The 15,322-nt window shown below is 35.3% G+C and carries 15 protein-coding genes and 2 tRNA genes; 8 read left to right on the forward strand and 9 right to left on the reverse strand.

The window, feature by feature from the left end:
• Positions 1–229 precede the first annotated feature (229 nt).
• The 7 genes from BMW63_RS16100 to idi all read right to left on the reverse strand — a co-directional run bounded on the left by BMW63_RS16100 (position 230) and on the right by idi (position 3,450).
• Positions 230–303: transfer RNA gene (locus BMW63_RS16100), tRNA-Thr, on the reverse strand.
• Between the two features lie 162 nt (positions 304–465).
• A tRNA-Thr gene (locus BMW63_RS16105) sits at positions 466–539 on the reverse strand.
• A gap of 78 nt (positions 540–617) precedes the next feature.
• Positions 618–884, reverse strand: a complete 267-nt coding sequence (locus BMW63_RS16110) for a hypothetical protein (protein WP_074724488.1) — start codon at positions 882–884, stop codon at positions 618–620.
• Between the two features lie 57 nt (positions 885–941).
• A complete protein-coding gene (locus tag BMW63_RS16115) occupies positions 942–1,910 on the reverse strand; it encodes a type I phosphomannose isomerase catalytic subunit (protein WP_074724543.1) in 969 nt (322 codons plus the stop codon).
• 62 nt (positions 1,911–1,972) lie between these two features.
• The gene (locus BMW63_RS16120) at positions 1,973–2,431 is read right to left on the reverse strand and encodes a peroxiredoxin (protein ID WP_074724489.1); all 459 of its coding nucleotides are present in this window, start codon (positions 2,429–2,431) and stop codon (positions 1,973–1,975) included.
• Positions 2,431–2,841, reverse strand: a complete 411-nt coding sequence (locus BMW63_RS16125) for a 6-pyruvoyl trahydropterin synthase family protein (protein ID WP_074724490.1) — start codon at positions 2,839–2,841, stop codon at positions 2,431–2,433. The genes BMW63_RS16120 and BMW63_RS16125 overlap by 1 nt, the downstream gene beginning before the upstream one ends.
• Before the next feature lie 81 nt (positions 2,842–2,922).
• Positions 2,923–3,450: an isopentenyl-diphosphate Delta-isomerase gene (gene idi / locus BMW63_RS16130; RefSeq protein ID WP_074724491.1), complete on the reverse strand. Its 528-nt coding sequence runs from the start codon at positions 3,448–3,450 to the stop codon at positions 2,923–2,925.
• 169 nt (positions 3,451–3,619) lie between these two features.
• Here idi and BMW63_RS16135 point away from each other — a divergent pair, with 169 nt between their 5' ends.
• From BMW63_RS16135 to BMW63_RS16150, 4 genes are all read left to right on the forward strand, one after another.
• Positions 3,620–4,081: a GNAT family N-acetyltransferase gene (locus tag BMW63_RS16135; RefSeq protein WP_074724492.1), complete on the forward strand. Its 462-nt coding sequence runs from the start codon at positions 3,620–3,622 to the stop codon at positions 4,079–4,081.
• Positions 4,082–4,398: 317 nt separating this feature from the next.
• The gene (gene msrB, locus BMW63_RS16140; protein ID WP_245744999.1) at positions 4,399–4,848 is read left to right on the forward strand and encodes a peptide-methionine (R)-S-oxide reductase MsrB; all 450 of its coding nucleotides are present in this window, start codon (positions 4,399–4,401) and stop codon (positions 4,846–4,848) included.
• A 378-nt stretch (positions 4,849–5,226) separates the two neighbouring features.
• Positions 5,227–7,689, forward strand: a complete 2,463-nt coding sequence (locus BMW63_RS16145; protein WP_074724494.1) for an ATP-binding protein — start codon at positions 5,227–5,229, stop codon at positions 7,687–7,689.
• An 88-nt stretch (positions 7,690–7,777) separates the two neighbouring features.
• A complete protein-coding gene (locus BMW63_RS16150; RefSeq protein ID WP_074724495.1) occupies positions 7,778–8,734 on the forward strand; it encodes a quinone oxidoreductase family protein in 957 nt (318 codons plus the stop codon).
• 43 nt (positions 8,735–8,777) lie between these two features.
• On the opposite strand, the gene BMW63_RS16155 is transcribed toward BMW63_RS16150, so the two are convergent.
• Entirely contained in the window at positions 8,778–10,352 is a 1,575-nt protein-coding gene (locus BMW63_RS16155; protein ID WP_074724496.1) for an NAD(P)/FAD-dependent oxidoreductase, read from the reverse strand.
• Between the two features lie 158 nt (positions 10,353–10,510).
• Between BMW63_RS16155 and BMW63_RS16160 the strand changes: the two genes are divergently transcribed.
• Positions 10,511–10,759 (forward strand): hypothetical protein, encoded by a 249-nt coding sequence (locus BMW63_RS16160; protein WP_074724497.1) that lies wholly within the window; start codon positions 10,511–10,513, stop codon positions 10,757–10,759.
• Positions 10,760–10,837: 78 nt separating this feature from the next.
• Here BMW63_RS16160 and BMW63_RS16165 read toward each other — a convergent pair whose 3' ends face one another.
• Positions 10,838–13,033 carry a RecQ family ATP-dependent DNA helicase gene (locus tag BMW63_RS16165; RefSeq protein WP_074724498.1) on the reverse strand — a complete coding sequence of 732 codons (2,196 nt, stop codon included), beginning with the start codon at positions 13,031–13,033 and terminating at the stop codon, positions 10,838–10,840.
• 95 nt (positions 13,034–13,128) lie between these two features.
• Here BMW63_RS16165 and BMW63_RS16170 point away from each other — a divergent pair, with 95 nt between their 5' ends.
• Genes BMW63_RS16170 through BMW63_RS16180 form a run of 3 tightly spaced genes read left to right on the forward strand, consistent with a single transcriptional unit; the run spans position 13,129 to position 15,256 of the window.
• On the forward strand, positions 13,129–14,094 hold the full coding sequence (locus BMW63_RS16170; RefSeq protein WP_074724544.1) for a KpsF/GutQ family sugar-phosphate isomerase: 966 nt from the start codon (positions 13,129–13,131) through the stop codon (positions 14,092–14,094).
• Positions 14,094–14,900, forward strand: a complete 807-nt coding sequence (tatC, locus tag BMW63_RS16175) for a twin-arginine translocase subunit TatC (protein WP_074724499.1) — start codon at positions 14,094–14,096, stop codon at positions 14,898–14,900. Before BMW63_RS16170 ends, tatC begins: the two co-directional genes overlap by 1 nt.
• Before the next feature lie 2 nt (positions 14,901–14,902).
• Positions 14,903–15,256, forward strand: coding sequence for a carboxymuconolactone decarboxylase family protein (locus BMW63_RS16180; RefSeq protein ID WP_074724500.1), 354 nt, complete (start codon positions 14,903–14,905; stop codon positions 15,254–15,256).
• The last annotated feature ends 66 nt before the right edge of the window (positions 15,257–15,322 follow it).

Consider the following 15,322-nt stretch of genomic DNA (forward strand, 5'->3'; position numbering starts at 1 on the left):
ATTTAGAGGCGTGAGAAACATTGAGTTTTTCCTTTTTAGGCTAACTAATATATATGCCTAATTTTTGCTACTCCACAGGTTTTCGTTATGATCCCTTAAACCTGACTTTTATTGCTCCACAGATTATCGACTTAATCCTTAGTCACTCCATCCTCCTTTACCTCATCTTCAAATCGAAAACACATTGCATAAAAAAACCACCTAACAAAAGTTAGATGGTTTTAAGATGAGCCGGCGGAGGGACTCGAACCCACGACCTGCTGATTACAAATCAGCTGCTCTAGCCAACTGAGCTACGCTGGCGTCTCATTTCGGGTGCAAATATACAGCAGAATTTCAATTCTCCAAATAAAAAACCTATTTAATTTAAGATTATTTTTTCTATTCAAAAACTGCCAAAATGAGTAATCTCACTAGGTCTAAAATAAAAAAACCATCTAACGAAAGTTAGATGGTTTTACGATGAGCCGGCGGAGGGACTCGAACCCACGACCTGCTGATTACAAATCAGCTGCTCTAGCCAACTGAGCTACGCTGGCGTCTCATTACGGGTGCAAATATACAGATGAATTCGTGTTTTCCAAAACAAATCTGCTATTTTTTATCGTTTTTCTTGACTACAATTCGTTGATTTTAGCAATCAATTGATTTGCAGTTTGTTCCAATTCAACATTGATTTGTTTGAAGTGTGCTTTTTTATCTTCTACATTCTTAGCGTTCACTTTTGTGATCAAAACATCAAAAGCAGCGATAGCTTCATCAATTAAATCATTAGTTTCAGTTGTTGGTTTGCCAGTAGTAGAAATCTCGAACAAGTAAACTGCTTCAATAATATCTCCTAATACGTAGTTGATGTCTTTTTTTAAGTTCTTAATATTTGCCATTTTATTTTTAATTTTAATTTGCGTCTGCAAAAGTACATATAATCTTTCTATTACTAACTATGAAATGTAAATTTCTAAAATTGAAGCTTTTCCACTGATTGCATAATAGTCCATCGCTGCAGGAATTAGTACTGTGTCTCCTTTTTTGTACTGATAGATATCCTTATTGTACTCTATTTCAAATGCTCCGTCAATACACATATATACCGTAAAACTATTTCCAGTCTTCGAAATGTTTATCGCATCTGTCAACGGAATAAAATTTGTCGTGAAATAAGGACAGTTTACAATTGTGTTTGACTGATTTTCTTCCTCTAAATATTCTCTACGGGTATCTAGCTTGTGATAATTTATAGCTTCAACAGCTAAATCTAAATGCAACTCTCTGGTATTGCCCTGTGCATCTACCCGATCAAAGTCATAAATTCGATAAGTAATATCTGATGTTTGCTGAATCTCTGCCACTACTAATCCCGCACCTATAGCATGCACCGTTCCTGTTTCAAGAAAGAATACATCCCCTTCTTTTACTTCTACACTATCCAGGATAGAAACTAAGGTTTTACTTTCTACCTTTTCTAAAAATTCTTGTGCATTAGAATCTTCCTTGAAGCCAACAATTATCTCCGATCCTTCATCCGCTTGCATGATGTACCACATTTCTGTTTTTCCAAAAGAATTGTGCCTTTTCTTTGCCAAAGCATCATTGGGATGAACTTGAATTGATAAGTCTTCTCGAGCATCTAAATATTTAAAGAGTAATGGAAACTGCCTCCCAAAACGTTCATGAACGGCTGTCCCTAACATTTCATTTGGAGCTTCATCAATAACGTCGGTCAATAACTTCCCTTTCAAATCTCCATTAGCAATGACACTAACATCACCTTCAACGGTTGATAACTCCCAACTTTCTCCTGTTATATTTGACGTAATTGATTTATTGAGAACGGTTTTCAGTTTTTCGCCCCCCCAAATCCTCTCCTTTAATATGGGATTAAACTGTAATGGATATATTTTTTTACTCATTTTCATTTATTTTAAAAAAACAGCTTTCTCTGTTTTACAAATATATAATGCTGTTTTCTGAATTAAGAAACTAGTTTTTTAACTGCTTCTAACGCTTTTGGAATATGTTTTGAAGCCATCATACTATCAAAAATCATTATTATTACTCCTTCTTTGTCGGTAACATAAGTCACTCTTCCCGGAAGCAAACCGAACATTCCAGAAGGAACGCCAAAAAGTTTCCTGATTTTCTTATCGTGATCTGATAAAAGAATAAACGGCAATTTATACTGTTTGGAGAATTTTTGATGAGACTCGACACTATCACTACTAATTCCAATAACCTCAGCGCCTAAGTCTTTGAAGTCTTCATATTGATCTCTAAAGCTGCATGCCTGTGCGGTGCATCCTGGTGTATTGTCTTTAGGATAAAAATAAATGACTAATGGTTTTTGTCCAACTAATTTTTGACTGTTAAAGTCATTTCCATTGGTATCTTTCGCTTTAAAATTCGGAATACTATCCCCTATTTTTAATTCCATTACTCTCCTTTATACGTTACGAAATTACGGGGAGTCTCATATAGAATGACTTCTAAATCAAATTCTGCCTTAATTCTCTTTCTTATTTTATTCCAAATAACCACGACTATATTCTCGGCTGTAGGATTGAGGTTTTCAAATTCGGGAACATCTACATTTAAATTTTTATGATCGAACTGATTCTCTACCTCGTCTTTAATGATATCCGATAAAATCTTTATATCCATGACATAACCAGTCTCAGGATCAATTTCACCAGTAACACCTACAATTAACTCATAGTTGTGTCCGTGATAATTAGGATTGTTGCATTTTCCAAAGACAGCATCATTTTTCTCGAAAGTCCAATCCTTACGATACAATCGATGTGCTGCGTTAAAATGAGCCTTTCTACTTATAGTTACTTTCATACTTATTTATAATTTAAACCTTTGCCTCCGTTAGAAATCACGAATGAATTTTGGATAAGCAAATTAAGGGTTAGGATAGTATTAAATTTTATGATCTTCCAAAAAATGATAGAATTCATCGAAAATTATTTTAAACCAAACGGTATAAATCTCAGGATGTTCTTGCATGTCATATTTCACTTCATCAATAGCCATCCATTTCCAGGCTTCTACCTCTTCTGGATTTATCAGTGGACTTTCATCATAATAACCAATCATGACATGATCAAGCTCATGCTCTGTTAAACCATTATCAAACGGAGCTTTGTATATAAAATGAAAAAGTTCTTTGAGTTCTGTTTTAAAACCCATTTCTTCAAACAATCGTCTACTCCCAGCCTCAATATTTGACTCCCCTTCCCTTTGATGACTACAACAGGTGTTTGTCCAAAGTAGCGGAGAATGATATTTTTGATGAGCACGCTGTTGCAGCATGATTTCATTTTTACTATTCAAAACAAAAACTGAAAAAGCACGATGTAAAACTGCTTTTTCATGCGCCTCTAACTTGGGCATCAATCCAATTTGTTCATCGTCCTTATTAACTAATATTACATTTTCTTCTATCATAATTATTTTTAGCGTTACAAAAATACACAAAAGTTAAATAATAGCGTATCCTTTAACGTTCTGTTTCGATTTGTTGAAGTTAAAACAATTCGTTGGAATTAGATCTGTATTCGATAAAAACCATTCGCAGATTCTTTCTTACTTTTGATAACCAAAAACCGCTATGAAAATGAATAAAATAAATATCCGCAAAGCACGACTAGAAGACTTGAAGTTACTTCTAGAATTTGAAAAAGGAATCATTACTGCCGAACGCCCTTTTGACCCTACTTTAAAAGAGGGTAAAATTAATTATTACGACATCGAAATGATGATTAGCGCACCGCATATTGAAATACTCGTTGCTGAAATCGACTCTGAAATTGTAGGCTCCGGTTATGCTCGAATAGAAACAGCAAAACCCTATTTGAATCACGACAGTTACGCTTATCTAGGATTTATGTATACGGATCCCAAATACAGAGGAAAGGGAATCAATGGAATTATTATTAATACCCTAAAAGAATGGTGTCAGTCTCAAAACATAACAGAAATGAGGTTAGATGTCTATAATGATAATCCCTCGGCAATTAGAGCTTATGAAAAAGTGGGATTTAAAAAACATTTAGTTAACATGAGAACAGGATTATAAGAATTAGTCAGCAGCAAAATCAAAAACACTTTCTATCCATAAATAACAATAGTTAAAACTTATATAAATAGCTGTTAATACCCAAAGTATAACACACCACAAAGCAGAATCGATGCTTATATTTGTTACAAACAATAAAATAAAACCATTAACTATCAAAACGGCATACTAAAACAGGTGTTCCTACCCCAAACGACTAGCACTTACACATGCAAAGAATAGCAATTATGAGCTCTATATTTTTGCTTCAGTTACTTCTATCTATTACCTACGGCCAAACAGCGAAAAAGCAAACTAAACTACAAAAATCAAAAATTATGGAAAATAAAATTAGCAAACCGGAAAACCCATTTTATTCTAATACAGATACCACAGAACTACATCTGACGGATGCCGAGTGGAAAAAAGTATTACCCGAAGATGTGTATGAAGTAACTAGAAATGCCGATACCGAAAGACCTTTTACAGGAAAATTTTGGAACACAGATGAAAAAGGAACCTATTACTGTGCGGCCTGCGGTAACAAATTATTTCGTTCTGGAGCCAAATTTTCAAGTAGCTGCGGTTGGCCGAGTTTTTTCGAACAAGACAATAAAAACAGTGTTATTTATAAAAAAGACAACTCGCTAGGCATGGAGCGAATTGAAGCCCTTTGTGGAAGATGTGATGGTCATTTAGGTCATCTTTTTGATGATGGCCCTGCCCCCACGGGAAAAAGATACTGCATGAATTCTATAGCCCTTGACTTTATAGCTGATACAGAATAACAAATTCAAAACAATTCCAATCATTTCATGGACAAGTTGAAAAACAACGACCAATCTTGTTTTTCGACTTGCTTTCATACATTGAAATTAAAGATAGCGAATTAATCGCAACCAATAATAGTGGCTAAAAAAACATTAAACCTATAATAATACCTCTAAATTTTTACTGAAAAAAGGAATAGTTCCGCTAAAATAAATCATTTTATAAGCCAAAATCGCAAACTATAATTTATTTTTATCCGAATGATTTACTACCAAATAATTAAATAATATCGCATCGTTTTTTATGTATCTTTACCTGATTTTTATTAAAAAAGGAATCTTAAATTATTACGATTTAAAAGCATAAAAATACCGCAGTATTTAATTTAATATTCTATGGATAGTAGCGACTACATCAGCCTATTTGAACAATCTCCAGCGCTATTACTAGTGTTAGATTCCCATTTTAATATAGTTACTATCTCTGATGCCTATTTAAAAGCTACAATGACTGAACGGGCAGATGTTGTAAACAAAAGCATTTTTGATGTGTTTCCTGATAATCCCACAAATAAATCGTCAGACGTACTGAATAAGTTACGGACTTCTTTAAATCGCGTACTTCAGTATCATGTTGCCGATAAAATGGACATTCAAAAACATGATATTAGAAGACCCCGATCAGAAGGGGGTGAATTTGAAGAACGCTACTGGAGTGTTGTTAACTCACCATTGCTAGACAAAAATAATAATGTGAATTACATCATTCAGATGATTGAAGATGTGACTGAAAATAAAGAACTGAAAAATCATATTGCACTATTAGCAGAATCATACGAATATTCCGAAGAAATTATTGCGACGATCAATGAACCCATGTTGATACTCAATGAAGACTTAGAAATCAAATCGGCCAGTAAATCTTTTTGTAAAGAATATTCCATCCGTAAGGACGAGGCCGAAGGAATTGCTCTTTTCGACCTAAACAACAAGCAATGGGATATCCCAGAATTACGCTTGCTAATTCAAAATATTCTTACCATTGACATAAGTTCTCAGGATCTGGAAGTAACAAATCTATTTTCTGATAGAGGTGAAAAAACAATATTATTTAATGCTAAAAGCATTTATCAAAAAACACATGGAGAGCAATTAATCCTTTTGGCAATCAAAGATATTTCTGAAGTACGGCGATTATCCGTTGAACTTCAATCGAAAGAAAAAAAAGCATGGGAGAAACAGCGTGAGACTGAAAAAAAAGCATCGAAAAAAATTGAAGACAGTGAGAAACGCTATAATATGTTGCTTACTAAATCCCCTTTTGCCATAGCAATATTAAAAGGTGAAAAGATGGTAGTTACTTTAGCAAATGACAGTATCAAAAACATGTGGGGAAAGGGTAATGACGTCGAAGGAAAAGAATTTACCACTATTTTGCCTGAACTTAAGGATAAGGAATTTCCTGTATTGTTGAATAAGGTCTACACCACAGGAATTCCGTTTTACGGAAATGAACTTTTGGCGCCTTTAGTTCGCAATGGCCAATTAGAGCAGGCTTATTTTAACTTTGTATATCAGCCTTATTATGAGGCAGACAAAACGATATCGGGAGTAACTATAATCGCCTACGAAGTAACCGAACAAGTCTTGGCAAAAAACGCATTAATTGAATCAAAAATTAATGCAGAGCAAAAAACACTTATTGCAGAAGAAGCCGTGAGGTCAAAGCAGCAATTTTTGTCAAATATGAGCCATGAGATTAGAACTCCAATGAATGCGATTATTGGATTTACCAATGTCGTTTTAAAGACAGAGTTAAATCAATCCCAAACCGAATATATTACTGCCATAAAAGAATCAGGAGATGCTTTAATTATTTTAATTAATGACATCTTAGACATAGCAAAGGTAGATGCTGGAATGATGAGCTTTGAGAAAACGGCTTTTAAACTATCGAAGTCCATTTCTGCGACGCTTCATCTTTTTGAACAAAAGATGTTGGAAAAAAACATAGCGCTATCCCATAACTATGATCCAGCTATCCCTACACTTTTGATTGGGGATCCGATGCGTTTGCGTCAAATTATTTTAAATTTAATGAGTAACGCTCTTAAATTTACTTCAAAAGGAAAAATAAGCGTAAACACGCGCCTGTTGAACGAGGATACTGAATCTTGTACCATTGAAATTCTTGTAACCGACACGGGCATTGGAATTGCTCAAGACAGACTCGCGCACATCTTTAAAAATTTCGAACAGGCTACAAAAGCAATTAGTAATTCTTATGGAGGAACAGGGCTCGGTCTTGCTATCGTTAAGCAATTGGTCGAAATGCAAGGAGGAACAATAATAGCATTTAGTGAAGAAGGAAAAGGATCCTCTTTTGGGTTTACAATGAATTTTATGAAACCGAACCCAAAAGAAATCGCAAGCGCCACCGAACTGGCAACGATAGGACTTGATATTTCCAAAGAATCAACGACCAAAGGAATAAAAGTATTAGTTGTCGAAGACGTAATCTTAAATCAACTTTTAATTAAAATAATATTATTAGATTTTGGATTTGATATTGAGATAGCTGATAATGGCCAGATTGCTGTCGATTTACTTCAAAAAAATGACTATGATATCGTTTTAATGGACTTACAAATGCCAATAATGAATGGTTTTGAGACTACCTCATACATCCGTAATGTTCTGAATTCTAAAATTCCAATTATTGCCCTTACTGCTGATGTCACCACTGCCGACGTAGAAAAATGCATCTCCGTAGGAATGGATGATTACATATCCAAACCAATTGATGAAAAATTATTGTACGACAAAATCCACAAACATCTTTTAAAAAAAATAAGTTAGCTAACATCAATTATATCTTTTTTATGATTGTAGAAAACCCTACTGATTTTTAATTCACTTTGCCTTTCAAAGAAATACAATTTTAAATATGAAAGCACTTACTTTTTCGGCATTTGGTACTTCAGATGTTCTTGAATATATCGACATACCAACACCAACTCTTAAAAAAAATGAAATTCTAGTCGAAATGCGTGCGATAGGATTAAATTATGCAGATGTGTACCGCCGAAAAGGAAATTATCATTTAAAAGGAAATCCTCCTTTTATTGCAGGTTACGAAGGTGCAGGTGTAGTGGTTGATTCAAACAATACTAAGTTCAATGTTGGAGATCGTATTGCATTTGCTGATGTCCCCTTAGCTAATGCAGAATTGGTAGCCGTTCAAATTGAACATGCTATTCCTTTACCAGATGCCATTAGTTTCGAAACCGCCGCCACCATTCTTCTTCAAGGATTAACCGCTCATTATTTAGCGACTGACAGTCATAAAACACAAAAAGGAGAAACAGTACTCATCCATGCTTCAGCGGGAGGAGTCGGTCAGTTTTTGACTCAAATCAGCAAATTATTAGGCGCCTCCGTTATTGGTCTAACCTCATCAGCATCTAAAGCAGAAATGGCTTTAAAAAACGGAGCTAACAAAGTGTTTTTATATTCTGAAGACTGGAAATCTAAGGTATTATCATACTGTCCCAATGGAGTAGATGTAGTTTACGACAGTGTAGGCAGCACATTAAGTGATAGTTTTGAAGTAACCAAAACTTGTGGACAAGTAGTATTTTTTGGTATGGCAGGCGGAGATCCAGATTTTATCAACCCAAGAATGTTAATGGACACTTCAAAAACCTTAACCGGTGGTGATTTATGGAGCTATTTAACATCTAAAAAACAACGCATTAAAAGAGCCCATCAATTGTTTGACTGGATTAGCAGCAATAAAATTACTATTGCAACTCCTACTACCTTTAAATTATCTGAAGGTAAAAAAGCACATGATTTCTTGGAAAGCAGAAAAAGTACTGGGAAAATAATTCTGATTCCTTAATTAGAAAGAACAACTAAAAATACCAACCTCGATTTATATAAAATTAAATCGAGGGTTTTTTATGTAGACTTTCGCCAATCATCAAGGCACATTTCTCGCCATCAATAGCAGCCGAAATAATTCCACCCGCATAACCTGCTCCTTCTCCACAAGGATACAATCCTTTTATCTGTAGATGTTCGTAGGTAATTGGGTCTCTTGGGATTCGTACAGGTGACGATGTTCTTGATTCTGGTGCATGCAATATCGCGTCGTTAGTCAAATACCCACGCATGGATTTCCCAAATTCAGAAAAGCCCTCCCTTAAAATCTGAGTTAAAAAACCTGGAAAAACTTGACCCATTTCTACTGATGTAGTTCCAGGAACATAAGAGGTTTTCGGAATTTCCGAAGAAACTTTACTTTGTGTAAAATCAATCATGCGTTGCGCGGGAACTTTTTGGCTTTCCCCAGCCAAATGCCATGCTTTTTGCTCGATACTTTTTTGAAACTCCATTCCGGCAAGAGCTCCATATTTTGCGAAAGGCTTAAAATCTTCCAGCTTCAATTCGACTACAATACCAGAATTTGCCGTAGCTTGATCTCTTTTTGAAGGAGACCAACCATTAGTCACCACTTCACCAGGACTTGTCGCACAAGGCGCAATCACACCGCCGGGACACATACAAAAGGAATACATTCCTCTGCCTCCCACTTGCTTCACAATACTATAAGGCGCCGGTGGCAAAAGTTCGCCCCGATAATCACAGCTATACTGAATACTGTCAATTAAGGATTGCGGATGCTCTGCTCTAACGCCCAAGGCAAAAGGTTTCGCCTCAATAAATATCTTTTTCCTATCTAATAATTCAAAAATATCTCTTGCAGAATGCCCCGTAGCCAAAATCATTTTATTGGCTAAAATCGTATCTCCCTTTTGGGTTACGATTCCTTGAACTTCATTATTTTTTACTAAAACATCAGTCACACGGGTTTCGAACAGCACTTGCCCGCCACACTCGATGATTTTCTCTCGAATATCCCGAATAATTTGAGGTAATTTATTGGTTCCAATGTGTGGATGTGCTTCTATTAAAATATCTGGAGTAGCACCATACGCCACTAATAATTCCAAAATTCGAGTTACATCACCTCTTTTTTTAGATCGTGTATATAATTTTCCGTCAGAATACGTTCCTGCTCCGCCTTCTCCAAAGCAATAATTAGAATCTTCATTTACAAGATGATCTACATTGATCGCCTTCAAGTCACGACGGCGGCCACGAACATCTTTCCCTCTTTCGATCACTATTGGCTTTAAGCCCAATTCAATAAGCTGCAAGGCGGCAAAAAGTCCGGCAGGCCCAGCCCCAACAACAATTACTTCTTGAGCGTTTGCTACATTTCCGTAATCAGGAAGTTGTATTTTATTTTCTTCAAAAGGCTCTCCTTTCAAATAAACCGTCACTTTCAGATTGATTTTAATTGCTTTTTGACGTGCATCAATAGAACGCTTTAAAATAGAAACATGCTGAATTTCTTTTGGAGAAATCTTTAGCAGTTTTCCAAGGTATTCCTTTAGCAACATTTCGTTTGCAGCAATTTCCGGAGAGACTTGTAATAGGTGTTCTTGAGGCATTTTTGAGTGATAATTCGGTTATCTATTCCTTGTCTTTATCGAAAAACAAAGTGCAAAAATAGTATTTTGAAGTGGATTTGATTGTTTGTTTTGTCGGTAATTGTTTTTCGTCTTCTAAACTTTGTAACTTTGCCTCTTGAACCTTATACTAATTTAGCATGTCTAGACAAATAAAACTAATATGGGATTTCCGTGGCCCTGCTTCGGCAAAAACTGCTGAACATCACGAAATTCACTTAAAAGAATATATAGCAATAGAAAAGTTGCCTTTAAATATTACCGGTTTTACAATTCAAGGCGAAATGCAGGCTATTGCTTTTATGGTCGTTACTGATGAAAACATGATTCAAGTACGTGATGCCTTGAAACCACATCGTGGTGAACTTTATGAAGAAAGTAATCAGTAGTCAGTAATTAGTATTCAGTTTACTGTATTTCTGAACACTAAATTCTGCAAACTGATTACTGTAAACTGAATACTTTTTTTAATTCGCGACTTCGCTGATAAATTTTATTCGCATTAAGCGCAATTCATCAATGTCGTAATCCCCTTCAAATTCTTTTAAGGCCCCTTCTATCTTATCTGATTCTGATTCCATAAAATAATCATAAATCTCCTCTTGCTGATCATCATCAAGCATTTCATCGACCCAATATTTGATATTCAATTTAGTCCCTGAATAGACAATTTGCTCCATTTCCTTAAGCAAGGCTTCCATTGTCAACCCTTTCGCTTTAGCGATATCATCTAAAGACAATTTTCTGTCGACATTTTGAATAATATATAATTTCATGGCTGACTTGATTCCTGTCGATTTTACAACCAAATCATCTGGCCGTATAATCTCATTATCTATCACATAACGATTTATTAATTCGACAAATTCGGCACCATATTTCTTCGCTTTTCCTTCTCCGACTCCATGAATATTTATCAATTCATGGAGAGAAATAGGATATTTTAAGGCCATATCTTCAAGTGAAGGGTCTTGAAAAACAACAAATGGCGGTACTCCCAGCTTTTTAGATGCTTTTTTACGCAAATCACGCAACATACCCATCAACACTTCATCTATTGCTCCCGAAGATTTAGATGCACTTACAATTGCTTCGTCTCCGGCTTCATTGTATTCATGATCTTCAGACATCATAAAAGAACTTGGTTTTTTAATAAAATCCAATCCTTTACCTGTTATTTTTACGATACCATAGGTTTCAATATCTTTAGATAAATAGCCTCCCACAAGCACTTGTCTCAATAAGGCCATCCAATATTTCTCATCAAAAGCAACACCACAACCGAAAAAAGATTGAGAATCAGTTCTATGTGCTTTTATTACAGCATTGACTCTGCCAATTAAGGTAAAAACAATCTCTTTAGATTTATATAAATGCTTCGTATCTCGTACTACTTCTAGTAATTTCACAACCTGATCTTTGGCTTCTACTTTCGCTTTTGGATTTCTTACATTGTCATCCATATCAGCACCCTCACCAGTTTTACTGTCGAATTCCTCACCAAAATAATGGAGTAAAAACTTTCTTCTTGACATAGAAGTTTCTGCATAGGCCACTACTTCTTGTAGTAAAGCAAACCCAATTTCCTGTTCGGCAACCGGTTTACCAGACATAAATTTTTCTAGCTTTTCTACATCTTTATACGAATAGTAAGCCAGACAATGTCCTTCTCCACCGTCTCTACCGGCACGACCCGTTTCTTGATAATAACTTTCCAGTGATTTTGGAATATCATGATGAATTACAAAACGAACATCTGGTTTATCAATTCCCATCCCAAAAGCAATCGTCGCTACCACTACATCTACATCTTCCATAAGAAACATGTCCTGATGTCTTGCACGTGTTTTTGCGTCTAATCCGGCATGATAAGGAACGGCACTAATTCCGTTAACTTGTAATACATGAGCAATGGCTTCCACTTTTTTACGGCTAAGGCAATAAATAATTCCAGACTTCCCTTTGTGCTGATTTATAAAACGAATAATATCTGATTCAACATTTTTTGTTTTTGTGCGTACCTCATAATATAGATTAGGCCTGTTAAATGATGCTTTAAAAGTAGTTGCGTCACACATATCTAAATTTTTCAGAATATCTTCCTGAACTTTTGGAGTAGCGGTAGCGGTAAGACCAATGACTGGTACATCACCTAATTGTTTAATGATGTTTTTTAGATTTCTGTATTCTGGCCTGAAATCATGCCCCCACTCGGAGATGCAATGCGCTTCATCAATCGCTACAAAAGATATGGTTACATTTTTAAGAAAGTTGACATTTTCCTCTTTTGTCAAAGATTCTGGCGCAACATAGAGCAACTTCGTTAATCCAGAAGTAATATCCGCTTTAACTTGAGCAATTTCTGTTTTTGTCAGTGATGAGTTTAAAACATGGGCAATACCTCTTTCTGTAGATAAACTCCTAATGGCATCTACTTGGTTTTTCATTAAAGCAATCAAAGGAGAAACAACGATTGCTGTTCCTTCCTGAATTAAAGCGGGGAGTTGATAACAGAGCGATTTACCACCGCCTGTAGGCATAATTACAAATGTATTTTGTTTATTGAGTAAACTTTTAATCACCTGTTCTTGCAGCCCCTTAAATTGGCTAAAGCCAAAATATTTCTTTAATTCTTTATGGATATCAATTTCATTTGAATTCATTCTTTATTGTATGGTATTATGTGGTATTTTGTATAAATTTGCACCATATAAAGATACAACTTTCTTTTACACTCACAAATTTAAAATATTCTGTTTTGATTTCTAAAGAAAATATTTTGGCTATTGCCAAAAAAACCATACTTACTGAGAGTGAAGCTATTAAAAAACTGACAGACTTTCTTGACGAAAATTTCTCAAAAGCTACACAAGCAATTTACAATTCCAAGGGACGATTAATCGTTACCGGAATAGGAAAAAGCGCCATCATTGCCCAGAAAATGGTCGCTACCTTTAATTCAACTGGGACGCCTTCTATGTTTCTTCATGCCTCTGAAGCCATTCATGGTGATTTAGGGATGGTACAAAATGAGGATATTATTATATGTATCTCCAAAAGCGGAAACAGTCCAGAAATAAAGGTTTTAGTCCCTCTTTTAAAGCGTTTTGGAAACACATTGATCGCCATAACTGGAAATATGACCTCTTTCCTTGCAAAAGGTTCTGATTTTGTGTTGAACACCACTGTAGAAAAAGAAGCTTGCCCGATTAACTTAGCGCCTACTAGCAGCACAACTGCACAGCTTGTTATGGGTGATGCTATTGCAGTTTGCCTAATGGAAATCAGAAATTTTAAACCAGAGGATTTTGCTAAATATCATCCTGGAGGTGCTTTGGGCAAAAAATTATTACTCAAGGTTAAAGACATGTTAGAGCATACTTTAAAACCAATGGTTTCACCTGATACCCCAATCAAAAAAGTTATTTTTGAAATCTCAGAGAAACGCCTTGGTGTTACCGCAGTTATTGAAAACGATAAAGTTATCGGAATTATAACCGATGGTGACATACGAAGAATGTTGAACGAAAGAGATTCATTTTCAGAATTAACTGCGAAGGACATTATGACTAAAAATCCAAAATTAATTCAATCCAACGATATGGTTGTTGACGCATTGAATATTCTCGAAGATTTCTCTATTACACAATTAGTCGTGGTAGACCATGGCGAGTACAAAGGCGTTTTACATTTACACGATATTTTAAAAGAAGGAATAGCATAATGGCAAAGAAAAACCAAAACGAAATGTCGTTTTTAGATCATCTTGAAGATTTAAGATGGTTATTAGTACGTAGTACAATAGCAATAATAATTATGGCTTTTGCCACTTATTTTTTTAGTGATTACTTATTTGACACCATTATATTTGGGCCCACCAGACCTTCATTCTTTACCTATCATTTTTTCTGTGACCTATCCCATTCATTGGGATTTGCAGATAGTATTTGTATTACTGAAATGCCGTTTATCATTCAGAATACAGAGATGGAAGGACAAGTAAATGTATTTATCTGGGTCTGTATTCTGGCCGGTTTTATTCTAAGTTTCCCTTATATCCTATGGGAAATATGGAAATTTATCAGTCCTGCACTTTATGTAAACGAAAAGAAAAACGCCAAAGCATTCATCTTTTTTTCATCACTACTTTTCTTTATCGGAGTATTATTTGGCTATTTTGTAGTGATTCCCATGTCAGTAAACTTCGTCGCTACCTTTACAGTCAGTCCTGTAGTACTCAATCAATTCACACTTGATTCTTATATCGGAATGGTAAAAACATCCGTGCTGGCAAGTGGATTGTTTTTTGAATTACCTATTATCATCTATTTCTTGACAAAACTAGGACTTGTAAGCCCTGAATTTTTAAGAACCTATAGAAAATATGCAATTGTACTTGTTCTTATTATAGCTGCCATCGTAACGCCGCCAGATGTAGTAAGCCAAACTATTGTTGCAATTCCAATGTTACTAATCTATGAAGCAAGTATCTTTATCTCGGTATTTGTATCTAAAAATAAAAAAGAATAATTATGGCTGCTATTATTGAAGAATTTAATGAATACCGTTCTAGAATGAACGAAAAATTACTGGCTGACAACAACAAAATAGTGAAACGTATTTTCAACCTTGACACTAATGCGTATGCTGCTGGTGCTCTTGATGTGAAAACAAAAGAACTATTGGGCCTAGTAGCTTCGGCTGTTTTACGTTGTGACGATTGTGTAAAATACCATTTGGAAACCAGTCATAAAATTGGAGTAACGAAAGACGAAATGATGGAAGCAATGGGAATTGCAACCTTAGTTGGTGGAACCATCGTAGTACCTCATTTACGTAGAGCGTATGAGTTCTGGGAAGCATTAGAAGAAACCACAACAAAATAACACTCTTCTTTTTGATTAAAAAGTAGTTCCTGACCTTGTTAGGCCAATAACTAAACTTGGGAAGAA

It is taken from the genome of Flavobacterium frigoris, assembly GCF_900111075.1.
Lineage (GTDB): Bacteria > Bacteroidota > Bacteroidia > Flavobacteriales > Flavobacteriaceae > Flavobacterium > Flavobacterium frigoris.